Genomic DNA, 24,030 nt, shown 5'->3' with positions numbered 1-24,030 from the left:
TCGTTCTTTCCGGTTGACGAGTGTAGCGCGCCGTCGGCAGCGGCTTCCTTCGGCCAGTCGTGTCAGGTTCGAGGCGTCTCAGCCCGTCGTCTTGTTTCCCGCTCAAAACACCGCGTAAGCCAGCAGGACCAGCACCAGCAGATGTCCGACGTAGTACAGATAGAACGCCCTGCGCGAACGTGGGATCGGCATGCGCAAGGCTGCGCATGCCAGTAACGGCAGCGCCAGCAAGGCCCAACTGTTTTCGTTGACGAAGTACAGCGAGGCCACCGGCAAGACGAGCAGCAGCAGCGCCGATACGGGGCGAGACAGCCGCCATTGCCATGGATTGCGCCAGAACACCCACCCGCCCAGTACGATGGCCAGACCGCTCCACTGGTACTCCACGGCCGCCGGCGCCAGCAACGCGCATGCCGCAAGACAGATCCAGCGGCGCCGCTCGATGGCCAGAATGCATACCGCTGCCAGCGCAAACGCCAGCAGTACGTTGAGCGGGAACACGCGCTGGAACGCGATTGCCGCGACGGGTGCGGCGATGACGCCCCATACAAACAGCCGCTTGATCGACTTCTCCACATCCGCGTTGGGCTGGGCCAGGTTGTACGCCAGCACCAGTGCGAACAACGGAAACGCCACCCGCCCCAGTTCTGCGACTACTGGGACGTAGCCGATCGCCAGAACCTTCCGCACGTGGTCGCCGGTCATGAAGACGGCGGCCAGCCACTTCAGGAATTCACGGCCGCCGCTGGTCACTAACGCACCCCGCTCTGCCTGGACAATGCGCGCCGGCATCCGCATGCCGGCGGGTGCGCCGCGCGCCCCACTCCACCACGGCATGGCCGCGGGTCATCACCGTGCCGCGCGATCATTCGCCTGCACTGCGCACCGCGCCATTGTTCTCCTGCAGCTCGCGTTTGAACGGCACGTCCGGCGGAGGCCTGGCGGTGGCCGGCTGCTCGTTGAGATTGGGGTCGCTGAGGCCGCAGCCGCCGCCGAATTGCAGCAGCGACACCACGCAGCTGATCTTGGTGGTCGTGCCGGGGATCGGGATCTCGATCTTCTTCAGGCCGCGGCGTACCCACTCCTGCAACAGTGACTGATTCGGCATCCAGTACTTGTCCAGCGAGGTCGGCGTGTAGCCATACGGCGGGCGCTTGAGCCAGGTGCCTCCCTGGGCGATCTGATCACGCGTCCAGGTGTCGGTTTCGCTGCCCGGCGGCCCGCGATCACCCGCGCCGCTGCCAGTGTCGCCGGTGCCGGCGACCCGCACGCTGCCATCGCTGTTGAACACGCCCGCGCGTTGGCTGTCGGCGCCGCCAGGATCGCCGCGCCGGTTACGGTCGGCCTTGCTCCAGTCGTCGGCATTGGCCGCGACATCCCAGCCACCGCTGCGGTCGGCCGGTTGCGGACCGGCCTTGCTACCGGCAACAGCAGAGGGCGATGCCGATGTAGCCGCGTTGCCGGCTGGGGCGGGTGTGGGCGGTGTGGTCTGCGGCTGTTGCGTTGCCGTGGCGGCTGGCGACGGCTGCACGGCCGGCGCGTTCGCAGCCGTCGGCGACGGTTCCGGCCTGGGTGGCGCCGTGGGTGTTGGCGATGCCGGTGGCGTGGTCGGCGTCGGTGTCGATTCCGGCACGTTGGGAAGTTCGGCGGCGCGCACGGCAAGCTCGGGCATCCGCACGCTCGGGACGATCTGGCGCTGCCGGATGACCGGTGCGGCGAGCTGCGGCCGGTCCGGCACCACGATCTCGCGTTCGCGCACGGCCGGCGCGTTGGCGGATCGCACCGCGACCGCAGGCGCGGGGCGCTGCAGTTCGCGCAGCGCCGGCCGCTCGGTCACGGTCTGGATGTCGCGTTCCCGCACCTGGACCTGCGATGCGGTCGGCGCCACCGGACGCGGCGCTACGCTGATGCTCGGCGGCGGTGGCACCACGAAATCGGTGGTGGCGATCGGGGTCTCGGTCACTTGCAGCGGCGATTCGATCGTCACCGACGGCACCTGCACCACCACCTGCGGCACCTGCGGCACCTGTGGCGACTGAGGTTCGCGGGCAGCAGCGACCGCCGGCTCAGCTGCAGTCTCCTGCGGCTGCATCGTGTCAGCGGCCTCGACGGACTCGGCTGCTTCCGGCGGTACCGACGGCGGCACTGCGGTTTGCGCCGGATTTCCGCTGACTTCGGCCACAGGGGCCGCAGGCGCCGCGGTTGCATCGCCAGCAGCCGACTGTGCAGTTGCAGAGGGATTTCCCTGCCCTCCCCCCTGCTCGGCTGCACCATCGCCGATGAAGGTCATGCGCACCCGCGCCTGTTCGCCCTGCTCTGCATCCTTGGGCGCCCAGCGCACAGCCACCACCCAGATCAGCAAGGCGATGAAGCCCAGATGGATCAACAGGCTGCCGACCATCGCGAGCCAGTGCTGCCGGCGCTGGTCAGCCGGTCGTGGCTCCCAGTGTTGCCACCACAGACTGCGGAACGCCTGGAAAGGCGTGAACGCCAGCATGCTGCCAACGCCCGACGTGGCCGATCCACGCGCCAACAGCACGTCCATCACGTGGTCGTCGTTGAACGGCGCGGCAGCGCTGTCGCGGCTGCGCATCCAGGTCGCCCAGCCGTAGGGCAAGCCGGTACGCGGATCCAGAATGAGCCTACCCGGCATGCGCGCGCGCAGCGCCTGCAGCAGATCGGCAGCCGTCGTCACCGGTGGTGCGGGATCAGGCCGCGCTGTCGCGCGGAATGTAAGGAGCGTCGCCGGTCGCGTGATCGGTCGCATCGCGTACCGCAGTCACCCCCGGTACGCGCCCCATCAAGGTCTTCTCGATGCCCTGCTTGAGCGTGACATCGGCCATGCCGCAGCCGTGGCAACCGCCACCAAAGCGCAGCAGCACCACGCCATCGGCGGAGACTTCCTGCACGGCCACACGGCCACCATGCGAGGCGAGCTGCGGGTTGACCTCGTTCTCGACCACCCAACGTACGCGCTCCACCATCGATGCCGATTCGGCAGGTGCTTCGCCCTTGATCTTGGGCGCCTTGATGGTCAGCTGCTGGTTGCCGGTGGACTGGGTGACGTAGTCGATCTCGGCGCCGTCCACCCACGGCACGCTTGCGGCCACCACATACAAGGTGAAGCCGTCGCAGTCGATCGCCCATTCGTCGCCAATGAGATCGGCGGGCTCTGCGAACTCCAGCCTGGCATCGGCGCGCGGGGTCCCCGGGTCCACCGCGCTCAGGCGAACGCCCATGCCGGGCACGCCCTCGCGTTCGATGAGCTTGCGGAAATAGGTCTGGGCTTTGTCGGATATCTGGATCATGCGGGTTATTCTAGCGCTCAATGCGCCCTCGCTCATGGAACACCGTGATCCTGGCGGGGCGCCGTCCGCCCACCCCTGCGAGACCGCCATGACCGATCTGATCCCCCTGGAGCAGGCCCACTGCCTCCCCCGCAAGGGCATCGACCATAAACTGGGCGAAGCGCGCCTGGCCGAACTGCTGCCGCAGGTGCCCGGCTGGGAGCTGGCCGAGGCCGGCATGGCGCTCACGCGCACGTTCCGCTTCGCTGATTATTACCGCACCCTGGCCTTCGTGAATGCGCTGGCCTGGATTGCCCACCGCGAAGACCACCATCCGGATCTGGGTGTGCATTACGACCGGGTCGTGGTGCGCTATTCCACCCACGACGTGGGCGGACTTAGCGAGAACGACTTCATCTGTGCCGCCAAGGCGGCGCAACTCTACGATCAGGGAGTCACTGCATGAGTATGTCTCGCGCCGCCCTCGCCGGCCTGGCCCTGGCGGCCGGCCTGACCGGCTGCGGCAAGTCCTCGCAACAGCCGGCAGCGCCCACGGTGCCCGCCACCGAGCTGGCCGCGCTGAAGACCCCGCCACCGGAATACGCTCCCGAGCTGGCCTGCGCCGGCGTCGGCGGTACCAGCGTGCTGCGCGTGGTGATCGGGACCGAGGGCAAGCCCACCGACGTATCGGTGACCCAGAGCAGCGGCCAGCCGGTGTTGGACGAAGCCGCCCAGAAGCGCGTGCGCGAATGGCAGTTCAAGCCGGCCACCCGCAATGGTCAGGCGGTGCCGCAGACCATCCAGGTCCCGGTGGCGTTCAAACCGCCGGTGCCACGTCCGGACGAGTGTTTCGCCATCGAAGAGCGGGCGCGCCGCGGCGGTTGAGCGCGGTCGCACGCATCGGCATGTCCGACTGACATGCACACACGCACGCCGTTGCCTGGCGTGCATCTGTTCCCGTGCCACGGGGTCCGAAGCTTGTGGCGCGCTTGCACCGGCCAGCTGCCTTCCGAAGCCGTCGGCCCGCGACCACGCGTTCGTCATTGCCGCATTGCCATTCTGCAGCGCCGCCTCGCCTGCGCCTGACGCTGGCCTTGCAGGAGAGCGCTCCATCTTCGAGGTCATCGCGTCGCATGCTTGAGGTGTCGTCACATAATGTCTGGATCGCGCTGGCGGTCACCCTGGCCGCGGGTCTGGCCACCGGCCTGGGCAGCCTCATGGTGGTGTTCGCCAGGAAGCCCAACCCGCGCCTGCTGGCGTTCGGGCTGGCCTTTGCTGGCGGCGCGATGGTGTACGTGTCGTTGTCGGAAATCCTCAACAAGTCGATCGCCGCGTTTTCCAACGCTTATAACGACACCCTGGGTTTCACCTTCGGCACCCTGACCTTCCTGGCCGGCATGCTGCTGATCATGATGATCGACCGCCTGGTGCCCAATCCGCACCAGAGCCTGTCCACCGACGATCCGCAATTCCGCGACGACAACCGCGCCTACATTCGGCGCGTTGGGCTGATGACCGCCATCGCGATCACCGCGCACAATTTTCCGGAAGGGCTGGCGACCTTCTTCGCGACACTGGAAAGCCCCGCCGTGGGCATGCCACTGGCGTTCGCCATCGCCATCCACAACATTCCCGAAGGCATCGCCATCGCGGTACCGGTGTACTTCGCCACGCGCAACAAGCTCTATGCCTTCGGCGCCAGTCTGCTGAGCGGGCTGGCCGAACCGATCGGTGCCGGCATCGGCTACCTGGCGTTGGCAGATGTCCTGTCGGACGCGGTGTTCGGCACCGTGTTCGGGTTGATCTCCGGGGTGATGGTGTTCCTGGCGCTGGACGAGTTGTTGCCGGCAGCCAAGCGCTACGCAAAAGGCCACGAGACCGTCTACGGCCTGGTATCGGGCATGGGGACACTGGCCATCAGCCTGGTGTTGTTCCGTTTCGCGGCGCCCTGAGGCGCTCGTTCGGGGGCGAAACGGATGGCCGGCACGGCCGGACGAGCAGGTTGGCACGGCGTCGCTCCGTGCCGTGCGTTGGGCAGCGTAGCGCCCCCCTTCGAAGCTGCCTCAGCGCCCCAGGCGATCCAGGGCGTCCGCCAGTTCGGGGGCCAACGGGGCGCTCAGCACATAGGGCGTCTTGCCGGCGTCGAGCGCGAATTCCAGCGATGCGGCATGCAGGAACAGCCGCTTCAGGCCGAGTTGTTCGCGCAGGCGTTTGTTGACCTCGGTTTCGCCATATTTGTCGTCGCCGGCGACCGGGTGACCCAGGTGCTGGGCGTGTACGCGGATCTGGTGGGTGCGTCCGGTTTCGATGCGCACTTCGCAATACGAGTGCCCGCCACGCCGCTCCAGCAACCTGAAGTGGCTCAACGACGGTTTGCCGATCGCGTTCACCTGTACATGCCGTTCGCCGCCCTGGCGCAGGCCGATATGCAATGGCGCATCGACCGTCATCACCCCGTCCGGCATGCGTCCGACCAGCAAGGTCAGGTAGCGCTTGGTGATGCCGCGTCCGTCGACACGGTCGTCCTCGCGCATCAGCGCCTGCAGTTCGGTCAATGCCGAGCGCTTCTTGGCCACGATCAGCAGGCCGGACGTGTCGCGGTCGAGCCGGTGCACCAGCTCCAGGCTCTGGTTCGGGCGGAGCGCGCGCAGGGTTTCGATCGCGCCGAAACTGATCCCGCTGCCGCCATGGCTGGCCACACCGGAGGGCTTGTTCAGCGCCAGCAGGCGGGCGTCCTCGAACACGATCGCCGCTTCCAGCCGGGCCAGGAATGCGGGCGGCGGCGCGGCCTTGTCGCCCTCCTCGCCCATGCGCACGGGTGGAATCCGCACTTCCTCGCCGCCCTCGAGCTTGCGCTCGGCCTTGGCCCGCCCGCCGTTCACGCGCACCTGGCCGCTGCGCACCAGCTTGTAGATCAGGCTGCGCGGCGCGCCCTTGAGCTGGCCGAGCAGGAAATTGTCCAGCCGCTGTCCGGCACGGTCCTCCGGAACTTTGAGAATGCGCACGCCCACACGGTCGGCGGGTGGCTTGGGGGGCTGGGGGTCGGTCATCCGGCTATTTATTCTGTTACACTCGGCGGGCGAGATAAGGGTTTGATTTCGTTGGAAGTTGATTGGCCAGAAGCCTGACTTCCGATGATCCCGGCACAGTGCGCGACCACCGCCCCCGGGGCGGCCATGTTAGCGGCTCACCGGCCTGCCCGGCCATCGCCAGCGGCCCTGGGGCCGTTGCGTTGAACATGTCCCGTGCGCGGCCCCGGCATTGTCCGGACGCAGCTGCCGGCCCTGAAACACCTAAAAACTTTAAAGACAAGCGCTCCCGCGGCCTGCCGTGGTGTTGCAGCGCTGGAAACCCTAGCCAGGCCTGTCCGCGCGTTGCGCGAAAGGTCGGCGACCTGTTCCAGAGGCGAAACGTCACGGCGTTCCGCGCGGTAGAGCGCGCGAGGAACGCAACAATGAAGCGAATGCTGATCAACGCAACGCAGGCCGAAGAGCTGCGCGTGGCGATTGTGGACGGCCAGACCCTGTACGACATCGACATCGAACAGCCGTCCAAGGAACAGAAGAAGTCCAACATCTACAAGGGCCGCATCACCCGGCTCGAGCCCTCGCTGGAAGCGGCGTTCGTGGACTATGGCGCCGAGCGCCATGGCTTCCTGCCGCTGAAGGAGATCTCCCGCGATTACTTCCAGGCCGGCGTCGACCACAACAAGTCGACCATCCGCGAGCTGCTGCGCGAAGGCCAGGAAATCGTGGTGCAGGTCGACAAGGAAGAGCGCGGCAACAAGGGCGCCGCCCTGACCACGTTCATTTCCTTGGCCGGTCGCTACATGGTGCTGATGCCCAATTCGCCGAGCGCCGGTGGCGTCTCGCGCCGGATCGAAGGCGAAGACCGCGCCGCGCTGAAGGAAGCGCTGGACAAGCTCGATATTCCCGACGACATGGGCGTGATCATCCGCACCGCCGGTGTGGGCCGTGACGCCGAAGAACTGCAGTGGGATCTGGATTACCTGCTGCAGACCTGGAAGGCGATCGCCGAAGCGGCGCTGAGCAAGCCGGCTGCGTTCCTGATCTACCAGGAGTCGCGGCTGATCATCCGCGCCCTGCGCGACTACCTGCGTGCCGACGTCGGCGAGATCCTGGTCGATACGCCGGAGCTGTTTGCAGACGCCCAGGAATTCATGAAGCAGGTGATGCCGCAGAGCCTGCGCAAGCTCAAGCACTACACCGACGACATCCCGCTGTTCAACCGCTTCCAGATCGAATCGCAGATCGAAGGCGCCTACGAGCGCAACGTGCGCCTGCCGTCGGGCGGCTCGATCGTGGTCGACCAGACCGAAGCCCTGACCGCCATCGACGTGAACTCCTCGCGCGCCACCAAGGGCAGCGACATCGAGGAAACCGCGTTCCAGACCAACCTGGAAGCGGCCGAGGAAGTCGCGCGCCAGCTGCGCCTGCGCGACCTGGGCGGCCTGGTGGTGATCGACTTCATCGACATGTCCTCGTCCAAGCACCAGCGCGAGGTCGAGAACAAGCTGCAGAACGCGCTCAGGTACGACCGTGCACGCGTGCAGCTGGGCCGCATCTCGCGCTTCGGCCTGATGGAAATGAGCCGCCAGCGCCTGCGGCCGAGCCTGGGCGAATCCAGCCAGATCGTGTGCCCGCGCTGCGACGGCCATGGCCGCATGCGCAGCGTCGAATCGCTGTCGCTGTCGATCATCCGCGTTGCCGAAGAGCATGCGATGAAGGAGAACACCGGGCAGGTGCTGGTGCAGGCCCCGGTGGAGATTGCCAATTACCTGCTCAACGAAAAGCGCGGCGCGCTGCGCGAGATCGAGCAGCGTCATGAGTCGCCGATCATCATCGTGGCCGACGAGCAGTTGCACACTCCGCACTACGAAGTCACGCGCCTGCGCGAGAACGAACTGGGCGAAGACAGCGGCAGGCCGAGCTACCAGCGCGGCACCCCGCGCAAGCTGCCGGTGCATGCCCTGACCAAGGCGCAATTGAACATCCCCGCCGCCCCGGCGGTGACCTCGATCAAGCCTAGCCAGCCCGCGCCAGTGCGCGAGGAAGCACCCGCCCCGGTTGCACCGGTTGCAGCGCCGGCACCGGTGGTGGCCGTGCCGGTTCCGGCCCCGGTCACCGGCGTGGTCGGTTGGCTGAAGCGCATCTTCGGCGGCGTCGAGCCGGTCGCTCCTGCGCCCGAGTCGACCCCACGCCCGCGCCAGAACGATGCCGGCCGCACGCACCGCAATGAGCGCGGTGAGCGTGGCGGTCAGCGCCGCGACGGCCGTGATGCCCGTAACGGCGGCCAGAACCGCGGCAATGGCGGCAACGGCAACGGCAATGGCGCCAATAAGGAGCGTCGCGACGAGCGCCGCCAGCCGGCCAGCGGCCAGGGCGCGCAGAGCGGCGCCCAGGCACAGCAGCCGGTGCAGGCGCCCAAGCCGCCGCGCAACGACGCGCAGGCGCCGAAGCAGCAGCCACAGCAGCAGCCCAAGCCCAAGTCGCAGAACCCGGCTCCGCGCCCACCGCGTGCGCCTGCCCAGCAGGAGGGTGCGTCGTCCGAACGTTCGCCGCGTCCGGCACGCCAGGACGAAGGCACGGCGACTGCGCAGACCGCCACCTCGACTGCCGCACCGGCAACGACATCGGGCGTGGCGGCTGCCATCACCGAGGCCGCTGCACCGATCAACCCGCAGGGCAATGCCAATGCGGCGCCCCCGGCGCATCCGGTCGAGGTGGTGGCGAGCGAGTCCACCACCGACCGCGGCACCGACGCGAACGCGGCTGCCCCAGCCCAGGACGCCGCCGGAGACGATGCGGCCAACGGCGAAGGCGGAAGCCGTCGTCGTCGCGGCCGCCGCGGTGGACGTCGCCGTCGTCGCGGCGCCGGTGCCAATGGTGAAGGCGGCAGCGGCGTCGATGGTCTGGAAGCAGAGGACCTGGACGGCGATACCGACAACGAGCTCGATGGCGACAGCGAAGCGGACGATGCCGGCACCCAGGCCCATGCCTCGGCCGCGCCGCGCGCCGGCCAGCCGGAGTTCGACTTCGATGACGATGCACCGACACCTGCCGTGCGCAAGCCCGAGCCTGCCGCTCAGGCAGCGGCCAAGCCGCGCCCGGTGCCCAAGGAACGTGCAGAGCCGCAAGCCGGCAGCAATCCGGCTTCGACCACCGCGCCGGTATCCGATGCCGCGCCGGCCCCGCAGCCGCCAGCGGTGGCACCGGTTGCCGCAGCTGAGGTCGAGCGCGAGCGTCCTGCTGCTGCGGCCGGTGCCACGGATGCAACGGATGCAACGGATGCAACGGCCAAGCCTGCGCCTGCTGCAACGCCGCCGGCGGCTGTCAAGGCAGACCTTGCAACGCAGGCCGTGGAACAGCGCCCGGCTCCAGTCGCCCCGCAGGCCTCTGCTGCGCCCGCACCGGTTGCCGCACCGGCACCTGTGACTGCGCCTGCCAACCCGGTATCCGCTGCGGCACCTGCAGTGACCTCCGGCACCGCAGCAGCGGCACCAGTGGCGACCGCTTCAGCAACGTCGGCGCCGACTGCCGCAACGCCGGCACCAGCCGACGCTGTTGCAAGCACCCGGCAGCAATCCTCGGCGAGTGCCGCTGCGCCTGCAGCCGACTACGCCACCGCATCCGGGGCCGTCACGCAGGAGCGCACCGCTTCGGCGAGCGAGGCAACGCCTGCGGCGCAATCGACGCCGACGCACGCTGTCGCCACGACGCCTGCTGCCGATCTGGCACCTGCGGCAGCGACGCCCGCCGCGCAGGCTGCAGTGGTCACGGTGAATGCGCCGCACGCCCAGCCGTCTGCTCCACAGGCACCGTCGGCCGAGGTGGCCCTCACCTCCACCTCGACGGTCGCACAGGCCGGCTCCCCGGCAGACGCCGCCCCGGCGCGCAAGCCCTACGCACCGGTGCAGACCACCCTGCTCGATGCGTTGAGCCCGAGCGATGCTGCAACACCTGCCTCCTCCGCCAGCGATACCCCGGCAGTGCAGGCGTCGGCGGCTGACAAGCCCAAGCCGACGGTGGTGGTGTCCGAAGCGGTGAAGCCTGGTGCCCCAGCGCCGGACGCCGACAAGACGCAGGATGACGACAGCAACAAGCCGCGTGGCGATCACTGATCCTCACGCAATCGATCCGGCTGGCCTGTGACGTCGCAGGCCAGGTCAGCATCAGACACAGCGGCCTTCGGGCCGCTGTGTTTTTATGTGACCCATGCGGACGAGTGCACTGCGACCACGCTGGCTGAGCTCCCGCCAGGCACCTGGTCGCCACAGTTCTCATCAGAACGCTGGACCCGGGCGCATCGTGCGGGCGGTCGAGAGAATCCCTTCCGTCCGAACACCTGCTGTAACCACCAGAACTTGCCGACGCGCGCCGGCCAACGTCGCAACAGGGGCATTGCAGCTGGCGTGCGTGATCACGCGCAGTGCCAAGGCGACACATCGACGTTTGGCGGACACCGCTATCATTCGGCGCAGCATGCGCCCGGCCTTCGACACGCGGGCGCGTTCCAACCGGAGAACAGCGATGATGCAACGCGTTGAGACAGCCGAGTTTTCCATCGAAGCCGATCCGATCTTCGACGGCACACGCGTGTCGGGTGGCTCGATCAGCCTGCGCCATGCGCAGCAGGGCACGTTCTCACCGCAGATCAGCGTGTGGACGGCCGCTGCTGAGCGCAAGGCATCGCTGCGGGCCTGGCTGACCAGATTGACGCGCGACGACGACCCGGTCATCGAACGCAAGCCGGTCACCTTCGCCGGAATGAAAGGCGAGATGATCAAACTCAAGGGGCGCCTCGAGGATTGGGAAACGCAGGAAGGACGCGATTGGTATCGCCTGCGGGTCGTGCTGGTCGCGCCCGATGGCAGCACCTGGTATCACGCTACCGCGATGACGAGCGAGGCCGATCTTGCAGCAATCGAAGCAGACTTCATGCGTGTGCTCGGCTCCCTCCAGGTGAAGCTGCAGGGCGATGCGGCCAACCAGGAGCGAACCGCCAGCGATGCCGAGCAGGCGGCGGTGCTGTCTGAGATCAGAGATGCGATGGACCGAGCCGCTGAGGCGCAATCGACCCGCGAACAGGCATTGGCGCGCACCATCGATGCCACGTCCCCCCACACATCCGTCGCCGATGTTCAGACACGCTTCGACGCAGCCATCGCCATGCATGGCCTGGATGGCAAGCGTGAGATCCTGCGCCAGATCGTCGTGCCCTCGGTGTCCCTCACCGAACGCGACGTTGCGGAGACGGACGTGGTCGGCATCAGCCGAATCGGCGGTGGGCCTGATCTTGCCCAGGGACAGGACTGGCCCCGCGATGCCAGCGGCCTTTATTTGAACTTTCTGGCACAGATCGAGTTGTCCGACGTGCCGGAGCGCGCAGAAGTCCTTCCGGAGGCGGGACTGCTGGCATTTTTTACCGGATCGGATTACTCCGATTGGCGTGTCGTGTTCACCCCGCCCGGAACCGCACTGGTGGCCCATGCGCTACCCGACGATGCGATCGACATCACCGAAGCGGCGACGTGCATGGTGGTCTGGGATGGTGAGCGACAGCGCTTCGTTGCCAACGGCGCCAGTGTCGAGCGGATGTCGGTCGAAACCGACGAACACGGACGCCTGCAATTCCAGCGCGACGGCCAGACCGTGATGGTATTCGCCTCCGAGTATGAGATCAGTCGATCGGCACGAGCCTTGCGGCTGGAACGATCGCTCAGTGACCCCCTGCATCTTGCCGGCAGCGGCAATCCGGACATCGACGCGGCCGTGGGCAGCGATGAGCTATTCGATTTCGCGCTGACGCTGGCGGAAAGCTTCAAGATCGGCGATGGTCCACAGCATCAGATGTTCGGGGTATGCGGCATCCGCGACTGGCACAGCATCCAGACGCTGGCCGCCGACCATGCGGCCAGGCAAGGCTGGACGGACATCGCGGCACCCGACGGCTGGTTTGTCCTGCTCAAGCTGGCCTCTGGCGGCGGTGCGGACTTCAACTTTTCCGACCATGGCGATTACCTCTTCCTGGCTCACCGTCAGGACGCCGCGAGAGGGGACTTTTCGCGTGTCTATGCCTTGGTGGAATCCAGTTGATGCCACTGATGGCCGGCGAGCGCACTGAGGCTGCAGACAATGGCCATCTCGTCGCGTGTTTCACTGCTGTCGCGGCGGGCTGCCTGCAGGCAGCGACGCAAGGCGTCGACTTACAGGACCCTGGAGGGGTCGGTCAGGCCATACTGATTGGCAAGCCGCGCCAGCGCGATATTGTCCTGGATGCCGACCTTCTCGAACAGCCGCGCCTTGTGCGTATTGATGGTCTTGGCGCTGAGGTTCAACCGCTTGGCGATGTCTTCCTGGCGCAGGCCCTGGGTCAATAGCAAGGCAACCTCGAGCTCGCGTGGCGACAATGCGTCGAATGGCGAGCCGCCACCCTCCAGATTGGACAGCGCCAGATTCTGCGCGATCGTATTGCCCAGGTAGCGCCGCCCCAATGCCACCTCACGCACGGCACGCAGCAGTTCGTGCGCGTCGCCGCCCTTGCCCACATAGCCTGAGGCACCTGCTTCGAGCAGACGCTTGGGCAGCGGGCCATCTTCCAGTACCGACACGATGATGACGCGCGTGCCGTAGTCGCCCTTGACGATGCGCTCGGTGATTTCCAGACCGCTCACGCCGGGCAGATGCAGATCGCACAACACGATATCGGGCTTGAGCTGGCGGATCTGCGGCAATGCCGCTTCGCCGCTTTCCGCCTCGCCTACCACATCGACGTCCACTTCCTTGGACAGGATCATCTTCATGCCGGTGCGCACGAGTGCATGATCGTCGATCAGAAAAACTCTGATGGTCATCCTTGTTGTCCTCGCTGTGCGGCTGGCTGATGCAGCCTAGCTCCGTGAATAATTCAGGGCAAGCTTGATGCGACGTATTACGCAAGAGTTAGAGCGGTAGACGCGCGTTCTGCGGGCGGCAACACGTGTTTGCCTGCATCGTGGCCGTGTGTTCGCAGGATGCACGCGCACGTATTGCAGGCCATATCGGGCAACGCAGTCGCGCCTGGTCAGATTTTCACTGGTTCGGTGGTCCGCGCACCGTCCACCAACGGGCGTAACTCGGGATCGAGCGCGACACGCTCGTCGAACACGAAGCAACGGCCGTCGTAGCCCTCGCCACCGACTTCTTCGAAGTAGCCCAGAATCCCGCCCTCCAGCTGCAGCACATTGTCCATGCCATCGGCCTGCATCCAGACGGCCGCCTTTTCACAGCGGATGCCGCCAGTGCAGAAGCTCACTACCGTGGCGTCGGTCAGTGCCGCGCGGTGCGACTCCAGTGCGGCAGGCAGGTCGGTGAACTTGTCGATCGGCAAGGTCAAGGCGCCACGAAACGTGCCATAGGCCACTTCCTGCGCATTGCGCGTGTCCAGCAGCACCAGCGGGCGCCCCTGGTCGTCCTGCCCATTGCGCAACCACTGCCGCAGCACCGCAGGCGTGACCGCGGGCGCACGGCCCTGCAGCGGCGAGGCACTGTCGCGGCGGAAGCTGATGATCTCAGGTTTCACCTTGACCTTGAGCCGTAAAAACGGCTGCTGCGCGCTCTGGCTGTACTTGATGCGCATCTGTGCAAAGCGCGGGTCGGCCTGCAGCCACCCATAGAACGCCTGGACCTGGTCGGCGTGGCCAGCCAGAAACAGGTTGATACCCTCCTCCGCCACCAGCACCGACCCTTTCAACTCCTGCTGCCGTGCCTGCGCCAGCACGCTGTCGGCCAGTTGCTGCGGGCCGTGAATGGGGACGAATTGGTAGGCCGCGGTATTGGTAATCATGCGGCCATTTTAAAGCGCCTGCCCCCGGGTAGCGAGCGCTTGCCAGGTTCGTCGCTCCAGGCAGACCTGATCGTGACCAAGGTAGAACGTTGCTGCAGGCCATTGCGCACCCAAGTGCGCTACTCAGTGATCGACTCCCGCGCTGACGGACGCTGCCCGGCAGCAGTCAGCCGCGCAGCAACAGGAACGGCAGCAGCACCAGGGATGCGACGGTCAGCATGCCCAGCAATGTGGCGATCACGAATACCGGCCGCCTGCGCAGCAACGCCCCGAAGGTCTCCGCGGTGCCGGCGGCGATGGCTTCCTGGCGCTGTGCACGCGCGATCGCGCCGCGCTGGGCCTGGTAGGCCTCGAGTACGACCTTGGCCCGTGCATAATCGGCGTCGTTGCTGAGCCAGATGCCACCTGCGGAAATGCCCCAATTGCTGGGGCGCGTTTCGTAGACCTGGACAAGGTGTTCGCGCAGCAGCGCCCGCACCTCGTCGGCCTCGTCGTCGGGAACGTTGCGCAGGTTGAGCAGCAGCTTGGCCATGGGAGGATGATAACGGGAGCCAGATGCGATAATGCGCGTCTTCCTTCACGGACACTCTCATGCGCCTAGTGCTCACGCTCTGTGCCGCCCTGCTGCTCGCTGGCTGTGCGCCCGCCCTGCCGCCTTCCGGCGGAACCATCGCCCGTTTCGATCAGATCGACCGCACCGTGGGCACCGGCGCGGAAGCCACGCCTGGTGCGCTGGTGACGGTGCACTACACCGGCTGGCTCTACGACGAAAAAGCCGCCGACAGGCACGGCAAGAAATTCGACAGTTCGCTCGATCGCGCCGAGCCGTTCCAGTTCGTGCTTGGTGGCCGCCAGGTCATCCGCGGCTGGGACGAGGGGGTCGCCGGGATGCGGGTGGGCGGCAAGCGCACCTTGATGGTTCCGCCGGAGTACGGTTACGGCAACAACGGCGCGGGCGGCGTGATACCGCCTGGCGCATCGCTGGTGTTCGATGTGGAACTGCTCGGCGTGCAGCCGCGCTGAGTGATCGAGCGATGACGGATGCGAGCAGACCGCGGCTTGCGGTGATTGGCGGCGGCCCGGCAGGCCTGATGGCTGCAGAAACCGCGTGCGCCGCAGGGATAGCGGTGGATCTCTACGAAGCCAAGGGCTCGGTGGGACGTAAATTCCTGATCGCCGGCAAGGGCGGGCTGAATCTCACCCACTCCGACCCGATGCCGCTGTTTGCACAGCGCTATCGGGAGCGCGCGCCCGCAGCAGCGGCCTGGTTGCAGGATTTCGACGCCGACGCGCTGCGTGCATGGGCGCGCGAGCTGGGTGTGGACACCTATGTTGGCAGTTCCGGGCGGGTGTTCCCCTTGGATCGCAAGGCCGCGCCGCTGTTGCGCGGCTGGGTCCGCCGACTCAAGGAACAAGGTGTCGCCTTTCATGTGCAGCACCGCTGGCTTGGATGGAGCGATGACGGCGCATTGCGATTTGCCACGCCTGCGGGCGATACCGAACGCCAGGCCGATGCCACGGTGCTGGCGCTTGGCGGCGGCAGTTGGCCGCAGCTCGGCTCCGACGGTGCCTGGCAGACGATGTTGCAGCAGCACGGCATCGCCGTTCGCCCGCTGGTACCGGCCAATTGCGGATTCGATATCGACTGGAGTGCGCATTTCTCGCAACGGCATGCAGGCGCGCCGCTCAAACCGGTGGTCGCGCATTGGCGTGACAGCACCGGCACGCAGCACGCACTGCAAGGCGAATGCGTGATCACCGCGACCGGCATCGAGGGCAGCCTGATCTACGCCATCGCCGCGGAACTGCGCGCGCAGATCGATGCGCACGGCATGGCCGAGCTTGTACTGGACCTGGTACCCGGGCGTTCGCTGGAACGCATCGGCAGCGAGCTGGCGATGCCGCGCAAGGGGCGCAGTTTCAGCGAACACCTGCGGCGCCAGGTCGGGATCGAGGGCGTCAAGGCCGCGCTCATCTACGAACTGCTCGGCAAGCAGGCCGGGGACGATCCGGCCCTGGTCGCCCGCACGCTCAAGCAGTTGCCGCTACGTCTCTTGCGGCCGCGCCCGCTTGCCGAAGCGATCAGCTCAGCCGGTGGCGTGGCCCTGGAAGCGCTGGACGCGCGGTTGATGGCGCTGGCACGGCCTGGGGTGTTCTGCGCCGGCGAAATGCTCGATTGGGAAGCACCGACCGGCGGCTACCTGCTGACCGCCTGCTTTGCCAGCGGCCGCCGCGCCGCACTCGGCGCGGCCGATTGGCTGGCGCTACGGCACGCCGGCGCTACAGCCGGTCGCTGACGGCCGCACGCGGCCACACCGACTTGACGTCGTAGACCACCGCATCCGGCTTGCCCAGTGCTGCGATACGCGTGGCGTCATAGTCACGATACTGCGCGTGCGCCACCGCCAGCACGACCGCATCATAGGCTCCCTCGTCGGGGCCCTCGCACAACTGCACTCCGGCATGCTGCAGCGCCTCCGCAGGATCGGCCCACGGGTCGCAGGTATCGACTCGCATACCGGCTGCCTGCAACAGCTGCACCAGCTCCAGTGCCCGACTGTTGCGCAGGTCCGGGCAGTTCTCCTTGAAGGTGGCGCCCAGCACCAGCACCCTCGCCTGCGCGAGTGCGACGCCGCGGGTGGCAAGCATGCCGCAGACGCGCTCGGCCACGTGCCGGCCAACGCGGTTGTTGACCTGGCGTGCGGTGTGGATCAGGTCCGGGTGGTAGCCCATGCTCTCGGACTTGTGCAGCAGATAATACGGGTCCACCCCGATGCAGTGCCCACCGACCAGGCCAGGGCGAAACGGCAGGAAATTCCACTTGGTGCCTGCCGCTTCCAACACGTCGAGCGTATCGATCCCCAGCTTGTCGAAGATCAGCGCCAGCTCGTTGACCAACGCGATGTTCACGTCGCGCTGGATGTTTTCCACCACTTTGGCCGCTTCGGCCACCCGCATCGACGGCGCACGCCAGGTGCCGGCGGTGATGATGGCCGCATACAGCGCATCGACCGCATCGGCCGCCTGCGGCGTGGAACCGGAAGTGATCTTGCGGATGTCGCGCAAGCGACGCTGGCGATCGCCAGGGTTGACCCGTTCCGGGCTGTAGCCGCAGAAGAAGTCGTGGTTGAAATGCAATCCGGACGCCGCTTCGAGCAGCGGCACGCACACTTCCTCGGTGGTGCCCGGGTACACCGTCGATTCGTAGATCACCAGATCGCCAGGCTTGAGCGCGGCGGCGATCAGGCTGGTGGCGCTGCGCAAGGGCTCCAGATCCGGCTGCTCGAAGCTGTCGATGGGTGTCGGCACGGTGACCACGAAGATCCCGCACTCTGCCAGGTCCGCAGCGTTCGAGCTGTAGCGCAACCGCGTTGCGGCCGCCAGCTCGGCATCGTCCAGTTCCAGTGTGGCGTCATGGCCATCGCGTAGTTGTGCAACACGCTGGGCATCGATATCGAAGCCCAGCGTGTCACGTTGTTCGCCAAAGGCCACCGCGAGCGGCAGGCCGACATACCCGAGCCCGATCACGGCGATTCGGGCCTGCTGCGCTTGAAAAAGGGGATTGCCGGACATGCAGTTCCTTGGACTCGTGCGCGTTCGGTTGCCGCGCAGGGATGCGGCGGCAGCATAGCGCACGCGGCTAGGTGCCGGCGACGGGACACATCTGCGGACGACCATTCACAATCGACGCGCAATCAGGCACGCTATCGCCATGCCCGGGTGGCGAAATTGGTAGACGCAAGGGACTTAAAATCCCTCAGCCGCAAGGCTATGCGGGTTCGACCCCCGCCCCGGGCACACCTCATCGAAGCGCAGGTCTGCTGCTGAAGCAGATGACTGGAGCTATCGTCGCCTGATTGCAGACCGAGGTGCGTCTCGCGACCGTTAGACGCGATTTGATGTCTTTATCTTGCGCACAGCGTTCTGGCTGCTGGCGCCGCGCTCATGCAGACCAAGGCAGTCGTACGCACCGTGCGGGTTGTGTCATCTACCCCCGGCCCCACTTTGCGGCCATCGACGCTACGCCGATAAGCGCGGGCACCAACCCAACGGCATTTGCGGCCGATCGATGCAGAAGCCGGCAGCCCGCATTTCCCAAGTGCTGGCTGCGCTGAAGCCGGGATCGCAGGCCGATGTACTTGGAGGGATGACCTATGTGCTTATGCACGCAGCATGATGGAGCGCAGCGTCGACGCGACGCGTCCGCATGCAAGCCTGCGACTCCATCTAGGCAAATGCCGACCGAGCCACGGCTCAAAAATGCTTGCCGAAGCGCATCCAACCAATACCGGTAGCGGTACGCATCCCAGGCACGAAAGTACAAATAAAAAACCCTGGATATCGGCTGATATCCAGGGTTCGAATTTGGAGCGGGAAACGAGACTCGAACTCGCGACCTCAACCTTGGCAAGGTTGCGCTCTACCAACTGAGCTATTCCCGCGTGGAGCGAAATTGTACAGCTTGTCACTTCGTCGCGCTAGCCCCGTCATCGCTGACGATGAGAACACTGCGGGGGCGATGTGGAGGCCTGGGCCGGAATTGAACCGGCGTACGCGGATTTGCAGTCCGCTGCATAACCACTCTACCACCAGGCCGAAACATCCAAACCAGGCATCCTGCCTGCTGAAACTTGGAGCGGGAAACGAGACTCGAACTCGCGACCTCAACCTTGGCAAGGTTGCGCTCTACCAACTGAGCTATTCCCGCTTGGGAGGCGAAATTCTACAGCGAACAGCATAGCTGTCAACTGTTGCTTTCGATTTTCTTCGCCTTGTTGCTGATCGCCGCCTTCTCGTCGGCGCGCAGGCTTGGCCATGCCGCCTGCAGGTACTGGAATCCGGACCACAGCGTCAGCAGCGCGGCGATGGCCAGCGTCCAGTAGCCGGCACGGAAGATCAGGCTGCCCAGCCAGATTTCGTGTGTCGGCATCTGCCCGGGTGTGACCGAGTACAACAGACAAAGCAACGCCACCATCTGCGCGGTGGTCTTGATCTTGCCGATCAGCGCCACGCGCACCTTGGCGCGCTGCCCGATCTCGGCCATCCATTCGCGCAGTGCGGAGACGGCGATCTCGCGTCCCACGATGACCGCTGCCCAGAACGCCATCCACGGCGTCGGGTGGCCTTGCACGATCAGAAACAACGCCACCGTCACCATCAGCTTGTCGGCGACCGGATCCAGGAAGGCGCCAAACGCCGAATACTGGTGATAGCGTCGCGCGACCCAGCCGTCCAGCCAGTCGGTGATGGCCGCAAGCGCGAACACGCCAGCGGATGCAAAATTGGTCCAGGTATACGGCAGGTAGAACACCACGACCAACACCGGGATCATCACGATCCTCAGCAATGTCAGCCACGTGGGGATGGTCAACTTCATTACGGGCTCGACTCGCCTGGCACATCGGGAAGCGCCAGCCCGTGCAGGTTAGCGTAGATTCGCGCGGCGAGTGCAGCATTGACGCCATCCACCCGTGCGATCTCGGCTTCGCCGGCGGCCTTGAGACCGACCAGACCGCCGAAATGCTTGAGCAGGCTGGCCCGACGCCGCGGCCCGATCCCGGGGATATCCTCGAGCTTGCTGGTCATGCGCGCCTTCTGCCTGCGCCCACGGTGGCCGGTGATCGCGAAGCGATGCGCCTCGTCGCGCACCTGCTGGATGAATTGCAGTGCTGGCGATGCGGCGCCCGGCCGCAGTTCGCGGCCATCGGCCATGATCAGCGCCTCGTGCCCTGCCCTGCGCTCTTCGCCTTTGGCAACGCCGACCAGCAACACGTTCTCCACCCCCAGATCGGCCAGCGCAGCCTGCGCCTGCGCCAGCTGACCGGCACCACCGTCGATCAACAGCACGTCCGGCAGCACGCCGTTCTCCTCCACGGCGCGGCGGAAGCGCCGCTCGATCGCCTGGCGCATCGCAGCGTAATCGTCGCCGGGCGTGATGCCGGAGATATTGAAGCGCCGGTACTGACCGCGCACTGGCCCGCTGGCATCGAACACCACGCACGAGGCCACGGTGGCCTCGCCCATGGTATGGCTGATGTCGAAGCACTCCACGCGCTTGACCGGTTCGGCCAGCCCGAGCATCTCGCGCAGCGCTTCGCTGCGCGCATGCTGCGCACTCTGACTGGTGAGTTCGGTCACCAGGGTCAGCTGCGCGTTGCGGGTCGCCAGCAGCAGATAGCCGGCGCGCTCACCGCGCACGTTCCATTTCAGCGCCACCCTGTGCTCGGCTGCGGCGCTGAGCGCGGCCTCGATCAGCTCCGCGTCGGGAATCTCGCGATCGAGCAGGATCTCGCGTGGCGGCGAATGTTCGGCGTAGTACTGCGACACGAAGGCGGCGAGGATCTCGTCGGCACTGTCTTCGCCATTGGTCTTGGGAAAGAACGAGCGCGTGCCCAGATTGCGACCGTCGCGAAAACTCAGCAGCAGCACGCAGGCCTGGCTGGATTGGGTGGCGCAGGCCAGCACGTCCAGATCCGCGGCGCGGCCATCCACATACTGACGGTTCTGCATGCTGCGCAACGACGACAACAGATCGCGCAGGCGCGCAGCCCGCTCGAACTCCAGTGCTTCGCTGGCCTGCTGCATCGAATGCATGATCTCTTCGCCGAGCTGGTCGCTCTTGCCCTCGAGAAACATGGTGGCGCGACGCACCGATTCGGCATAGTCCGGTGCGGCGACCAGGCCGACGCAGGGGCCGCTGCATCGGCCGATCTGGTACTGCAGGCAGGGTCGGGAGCGATTGCGAAACACGCTGTCCTCGCAGCTGCGCAACTTGAACAGCTTGTGCATCAGGCTCAACGTCTCACGTACCCCGGTCACACCTGTATACGGGCCGAAGTAGCGCCCCGGCACCGCGCGGGGACCACGATGCAACGCGATCCGCGGCCAGTCTTCGCGCGTCAGCAACACGTACGGGTAACTCTTGTCGTCGCGAAGGGACACGTTGTAGCGTGGCGACAGCGACTTGATCAGCTGGTTTTCCAGCAGCAATGCCTCGGCTTCGCTGCGGGTCACGGTGACGTCCATGCGCGCGACCTGCGACAACATGGAGGTCAGTCGCGCGTTCTTCGGCGTCCCGTTGAAATAGCTACCTACCCGCTTACGCAAGGCACCGGCCTTGCCCACGTACAGCAGCGTGTCGTCTGCCGCGTACATGCGGTAGACGCCCGGCGCGGTACTCAGCTGTGCGGCAAACGCCTTTCCATCGAAATCGGCTTTGGGCCTTGCGCTCATTCGTCTATCGCAACATCACTCAGCGCGCCGCTCGCCAGGTCGTAACGCAGGACAGCATGCGCATCGGTTTCGGAAATCCACACCGCGCCAGCCGTGACCGCCAATCCGGCCGGACCATGCAGGCGGCGCGGCAACTGGACCGTGGTCAACTCGCCGCCCCCCAAGCGCAGGCAACGCAAGCGCCCGTTGCCGGTATCGGCGATCCACAGCAGCGGCGAATCGGCTGCCAGTGCGATGGCCTGCGGGAATTGCAACTGCGCCGTGCCGCGCGGCCCGTCCTGCTCGCCGAACTGCCACAGGCCCTGCCCGCCGACCAGGGTCTGTACCAGATCGCCCCGTAGCTGCATGGTGCGGATCGACGAGCCCAGGCCATCGCAAACGTAGGCGACCTGCTGCACCGCCGCCAATCCTGCCGGCTGCGCGAAAGCAGCCAGATGGCCGCTACCATCGCGCATTTCAAGTGCGCCGGTGCCGGCACGCGCACGCAATGCGGCGCGCCCCAGGTCATAGCTCCAGATGCGGTTATCGCCGGCCATGGCGATCAACACCTGGTTGTCGGCGATGGCCAGCCCTTGCGGATAGTTCAGCGGGGAGGCGCCAGCGAACGCGACCGGTCCTTCCGACGGCTCGCCCGGACGACCGGTGCCGCACAGGGTATCCACCTGGCCGCTGCGCAGGTTGATGCGGCGTAACGCATGGTTGCCGGTATCGGCGACGTACAGCTGGTCGCGCTCCAGCGCCAGGCCTTGCGGACGCCGGAATGCGGCTTCGCCGATGCCGCCATCGATCAGATCGGCATTGCCATGGCCGAACTGCCGCAGCACCCGCCCGCCGTGGGTGCATTCGAGCACACGGTGGTGGCCGGTGTCTGCCACGTACAGGCGATCCTCGGTGGCCGCCAGCCCGGTCGGGAAACGCAGCGGCAGACGCGGTTCGGGTTCGCGCTCGGGCACACCCTGCAGGTCGGCATCGGAGGGTTGTTGCTGGCCTTCGCACAAGGTGGCCAGCGCCCGGTCCAGGTCGCTGGTGACGCCTACCAGGCGCTGGCGTTCGCGGCCATGCGCATCCAGCAGCACCAGGGTGGGCCAGGAATCGATACCGAAACGGCGCCAGGTCTCCCAGTCGCGGTCGAGCAGGATCGGCGCGCTGACGCCATGTCCGCGCAACTGTTTGAGCGAGCGCTGCGGCAGGCGTTCGCTATCGAAACGCGGCACCTGCACCACGATCACCTGCAGCCGCCCGGGGCTGCGGGCCTGCCACTGCGCCAGTTCGGCCAGGCGCTCGGCACACCACACCGAGCTGGCATTGACGAACGCCAGCACCAGGGCACGCCCGCGATGCTCCTGCAAGGTGGAGGGCCTGGCGTTGAGCCAGGTGGGAAATTCCGGCAGTTCCTGGGTGAGCTGGGCAGTCATGAAGGGATTATGCCCAAGCGCGATCAGCCACGGGTGAGTGTGGCCACGGTCTGGCGCGCGGCGGTATCGACCAGTTGCCAGACATCCTCGAAATCCGCGGCACCGCCGGTGTACGGGTCGGGGATGTGTTCACCCGCCTCCACGCCTGCCCACGGTAGCCAGAGCGCGACCTTGTCGCGCAGCGTGGCAGGTGCCAGCCGCTGCAGATCGCGCAGGTTGCTTGCGTCTGCGCACAGCAGCCAGTCGTAATGGTCGAAGTCTTCGCGCAGCACCTGACGGACACGCAAACCGGAGATATCGACGCAGTGCCCGCGTGCGCAGCGAATGGCGCGCGGGTCCGGTGGTTCGCCGGCATGCCAATCGCCGGTGCCGGCCGAATCGACTTCGACACGACGCGTCAACCGCGCCTCCTCCAGTCGGGCGCGCAAGGCGCCCTCGCCCATCGGCGAGCGGCAGATATTGCCCAGACAGACGATCAGCAGCTTCATGCCGACGCCGTGCGTGCCTGGGCGCGCGCCAGATCGTCGGCAGTGTCGATGCCCGGCGGAAACTGCTCCGGCGTCAGTGCCACGGCGATGCGATGCCCCGCTTCCATCGCACGCAATTGTTCCAGCGATTCGATGCGCTCCAGCACGCCTGGCGACATGGCGGCAAACTGCTGCAGGAAGCCGGCGCGATATGCGTAGATGCCGATATGCCGCAGCCACTGGCCTTCCTCCGGCAGCTGGTCGCGCTGGCTGGCGAAGCTGTCGCGATGCCAGGGAATCGGCGCCCGGCTGAAATACAGGGCATCGCCGCCTGCCGTGCGAACCAGCTTCACCACATTGGGATCGAACAGGTCGTGCGCGCTTTCCACGGCGGCGGCCAGTGTGGCCATGTCGGCGCCGGAACGCAGCAACAGCTCGGCCACGGCGCGAATGCCTGCGGCCGGCGCGAACGGCTCGTCGCCCTGCAGGTTCACGACACAGGTGTCGGCAGCCCAGCCGGCAATGCGCGCGCATTCGGCGAGGCGATCGGTCCCGGAGACATGCGCGGCGCCGGTCATTGCCACGCGGACGTCGGCCAGCCCCTGAATGGCGTCGGCGACCCGGGAGTCGTCGGTGGCCACCCAGACCTGGCTGGCACCGGCAGCCAGGGCACGTTCGGCCACATGCCGGATCATCGGCTTGCCGTCGATCATGCACAGGGGTTTACCCGGCAAACGGGTGGAAGCGTAACGCGCTGGCACGGCGACCACGAAGGGGGGCATG

At 66.5% G+C, this 24,030-nt stretch carries 20 protein-coding genes and 4 tRNA genes; 8 read left to right on the top strand and 16 right to left on the bottom strand.

All coding sequences use genetic code 11. The annotated features are described in order from the left end of the window. Positions 1 to 102: 102 nt before the first annotated feature. The 3 genes from LL964_RS01330 to LL964_RS01320 form a co-directional block, all read right to left on the bottom strand. Positions 103 to 753: a TraX family protein gene (locus tag LL964_RS01330; RefSeq protein ID WP_104587081.1), complete on the bottom strand. Its 651-nt coding sequence runs from the start codon at positions 751 to 753 to the stop codon at positions 103 to 105. Positions 754 to 865: 112 nt separating this feature from the next. Continuing rightward, positions 866 to 2,695 carry a transmembrane repetitive protein gene (locus tag LL964_RS01325; RefSeq protein ID WP_104587080.1) on the bottom strand — a complete coding sequence of 610 codons (1,830 nt, stop codon included), beginning with the start codon at positions 2,693 to 2,695 and terminating at the stop codon, positions 866 to 868. A gap of 13 nt (positions 2,696 to 2,708) precedes the next feature. After that, entirely contained in the window at positions 2,709 to 3,308 is a 600-nt protein-coding gene (locus LL964_RS01320; protein ID WP_104587079.1) for an NfuA family Fe-S biogenesis protein, read from the bottom strand. Positions 3,309 to 3,396: 88 nt separating this feature from the next. Here LL964_RS01320 and LL964_RS01315 point away from each other — a divergent pair, with 88 nt between their 5' ends. The 3 genes from LL964_RS01315 to zupT all read left to right on the top strand — a co-directional run bounded on the left by LL964_RS01315 (position 3,397) and on the right by zupT (position 5,239). Then, the gene (locus tag LL964_RS01315; RefSeq protein WP_104587078.1) at positions 3,397 to 3,753 is read left to right on the top strand and encodes a 4a-hydroxytetrahydrobiopterin dehydratase; all 357 of its coding nucleotides are present in this window, start codon (positions 3,397 to 3,399) and stop codon (positions 3,751 to 3,753) included. Beyond that, positions 3,750 to 4,172, top strand: a complete 423-nt coding sequence (locus LL964_RS01310) for an energy transducer TonB (RefSeq protein WP_104587077.1) — start codon at positions 3,750 to 3,752, stop codon at positions 4,170 to 4,172. Before LL964_RS01315 ends, LL964_RS01310 begins: the two co-directional genes overlap by 4 nt. 248 nt (positions 4,173 to 4,420) lie before the next feature. Further along, the gene (zupT, locus tag LL964_RS01305) at positions 4,421 to 5,239 is read left to right on the top strand and encodes a zinc transporter ZupT (RefSeq protein WP_104587076.1); all 819 of its coding nucleotides are present in this window, start codon (positions 4,421 to 4,423) and stop codon (positions 5,237 to 5,239) included. 111 nt (positions 5,240 to 5,350) lie between these two features. On the opposite strand, the gene LL964_RS01300 is transcribed toward zupT, so the two are convergent. Beyond that, the gene (locus tag LL964_RS01300) at positions 5,351 to 6,337 is read right to left on the bottom strand and encodes an RluA family pseudouridine synthase (RefSeq protein ID WP_104587075.1); all 987 of its coding nucleotides are present in this window, start codon (positions 6,335 to 6,337) and stop codon (positions 5,351 to 5,353) included. 413 nt (positions 6,338 to 6,750) lie between these two features. Here LL964_RS01300 and LL964_RS01295 point away from each other — a divergent pair, with 413 nt between their 5' ends. Further along, complete coding sequence (locus tag LL964_RS01295) at positions 6,751 to 10,428, top strand: ribonuclease E/G (protein WP_104587074.1); 3,678 nt, start codon at positions 6,751 to 6,753, stop codon at positions 10,426 to 10,428. A gap of 409 nt (positions 10,429 to 10,837) precedes the next feature. Further along, positions 10,838 to 12,403 (top strand): DUF1963 domain-containing protein, encoded by a 1,566-nt coding sequence (locus LL964_RS01290; protein WP_167395298.1) that lies wholly within the window; start codon positions 10,838 to 10,840, stop codon positions 12,401 to 12,403. A gap of 110 nt (positions 12,404 to 12,513) precedes the next feature. On the opposite strand, the gene LL964_RS01285 is transcribed toward LL964_RS01290, so the two are convergent. The 3 genes from LL964_RS01285 to LL964_RS01275 all read right to left on the bottom strand — a co-directional run bounded on the left by LL964_RS01285 (position 12,514) and on the right by LL964_RS01275 (position 14,664). After that, the gene (locus LL964_RS01285; RefSeq protein WP_003489223.1) at positions 12,514 to 13,161 is read right to left on the bottom strand and encodes a response regulator; all 648 of its coding nucleotides are present in this window, start codon (positions 13,159 to 13,161) and stop codon (positions 12,514 to 12,516) included. A gap of 209 nt (positions 13,162 to 13,370) precedes the next feature. Then, a complete protein-coding gene (locus LL964_RS01280; RefSeq protein ID WP_104587072.1) occupies positions 13,371 to 14,132 on the bottom strand; it encodes a sulfurtransferase in 762 nt (253 codons plus the stop codon). Between the two features lie 166 nt (positions 14,133 to 14,298). Further along, a complete protein-coding gene (locus tag LL964_RS01275) occupies positions 14,299 to 14,664 on the bottom strand; it encodes a DUF6164 family protein (protein ID WP_104587071.1) in 366 nt (121 codons plus the stop codon). Positions 14,665 to 14,723: 59 nt separating this feature from the next. Between LL964_RS01275 and LL964_RS01270 the strand changes: the two genes are divergently transcribed. Together LL964_RS01270 and LL964_RS01265 are read left to right on the top strand one after the other, a co-directional pair. Further along, entirely contained in the window at positions 14,724 to 15,155 is a 432-nt protein-coding gene (locus tag LL964_RS01270) for an FKBP-type peptidyl-prolyl cis-trans isomerase (RefSeq protein WP_167395297.1), read from the top strand. Positions 15,156 to 15,166: 11 nt separating this feature from the next. Further along, positions 15,167 to 16,429 (top strand): TIGR03862 family flavoprotein, encoded by a 1,263-nt coding sequence (locus tag LL964_RS01265; protein ID WP_104587070.1) that lies wholly within the window; start codon positions 15,167 to 15,169, stop codon positions 16,427 to 16,429. On the opposite strand, the gene LL964_RS01260 is transcribed toward LL964_RS01265, so the two are convergent. Further along, entirely contained in the window at positions 16,413 to 17,705 is a 1,293-nt protein-coding gene (locus LL964_RS01260) for a nucleotide sugar dehydrogenase (RefSeq protein ID WP_104587069.1), read from the bottom strand. The two genes, LL964_RS01265 and LL964_RS01260, sit on opposite strands and share 17 nt — an antisense overlap. A 141-nt stretch (positions 17,706 to 17,846) precedes the next feature. Here LL964_RS01260 and LL964_RS01255 point away from each other — a divergent pair. Then, positions 17,847 to 17,930 (top strand) — tRNA-Leu (locus LL964_RS01255). A gap of 568 nt (positions 17,931 to 18,498) precedes the next feature. Here LL964_RS01255 and LL964_RS01250 read toward each other — a convergent pair. From LL964_RS01250 to kdsB, 8 genes are all read right to left on the bottom strand, one after another. Next, positions 18,499 to 18,574: transfer RNA gene (locus tag LL964_RS01250), tRNA-Gly, on the bottom strand. Between the two features lie 80 nt (positions 18,575 to 18,654). Further along, positions 18,655 to 18,728: transfer RNA gene (locus LL964_RS01245), tRNA-Cys, on the bottom strand. A 36-nt stretch (positions 18,729 to 18,764) separates the two neighbouring features. Beyond that, positions 18,765 to 18,840, bottom strand: a tRNA-Gly gene (locus LL964_RS01240). Positions 18,841 to 18,876: 36 nt separating this feature from the next. Continuing rightward, a complete protein-coding gene (pgsA, locus tag LL964_RS01235; RefSeq protein ID WP_104587068.1) occupies positions 18,877 to 19,509 on the bottom strand; it encodes a CDP-diacylglycerol--glycerol-3-phosphate 3-phosphatidyltransferase in 633 nt (210 codons plus the stop codon). Then, positions 19,509 to 21,365: an excinuclease ABC subunit UvrC gene (gene uvrC / locus LL964_RS01230; protein WP_104587067.1), complete on the bottom strand. Its 1,857-nt coding sequence runs from the start codon at positions 21,363 to 21,365 to the stop codon at positions 19,509 to 19,511. Before uvrC ends, pgsA begins: the two co-directional genes overlap by 1 nt. Then, entirely contained in the window at positions 21,362 to 22,780 is a 1,419-nt protein-coding gene (locus tag LL964_RS01225) for a hypothetical protein (RefSeq protein ID WP_167395296.1), read from the bottom strand. Before LL964_RS01225 ends, uvrC begins: the two co-directional genes overlap by 4 nt. 23 nt (positions 22,781 to 22,803) lie before the next feature. Beyond that, on the bottom strand, positions 22,804 to 23,268 hold the full coding sequence (locus LL964_RS01220; protein WP_104587065.1) for a low molecular weight protein-tyrosine-phosphatase: 465 nt from the start codon (positions 23,266 to 23,268) through the stop codon (positions 22,804 to 22,806). Further along, a complete protein-coding gene (kdsB, locus tag LL964_RS01215; protein WP_208621421.1) occupies positions 23,265 to 24,029 on the bottom strand; it encodes a 3-deoxy-manno-octulosonate cytidylyltransferase in 765 nt (254 codons plus the stop codon). The genes LL964_RS01220 and kdsB overlap by 4 nt, the downstream gene beginning before the upstream one ends. Position 24,030 lies beyond the last annotated feature (1 nt).

The sequence above is a fragment of the Xanthomonas melonis genome (genome assembly GCF_020783655.1).
GTDB classification, from domain to species: domain Bacteria; phylum Pseudomonadota; class Gammaproteobacteria; order Xanthomonadales; family Xanthomonadaceae; genus Xanthomonas; species Xanthomonas melonis.
The sequence above is the reverse complement of the archived record's forward strand: the minus strand, read 5'-3'. Positions and strand labels throughout refer to the sequence as shown.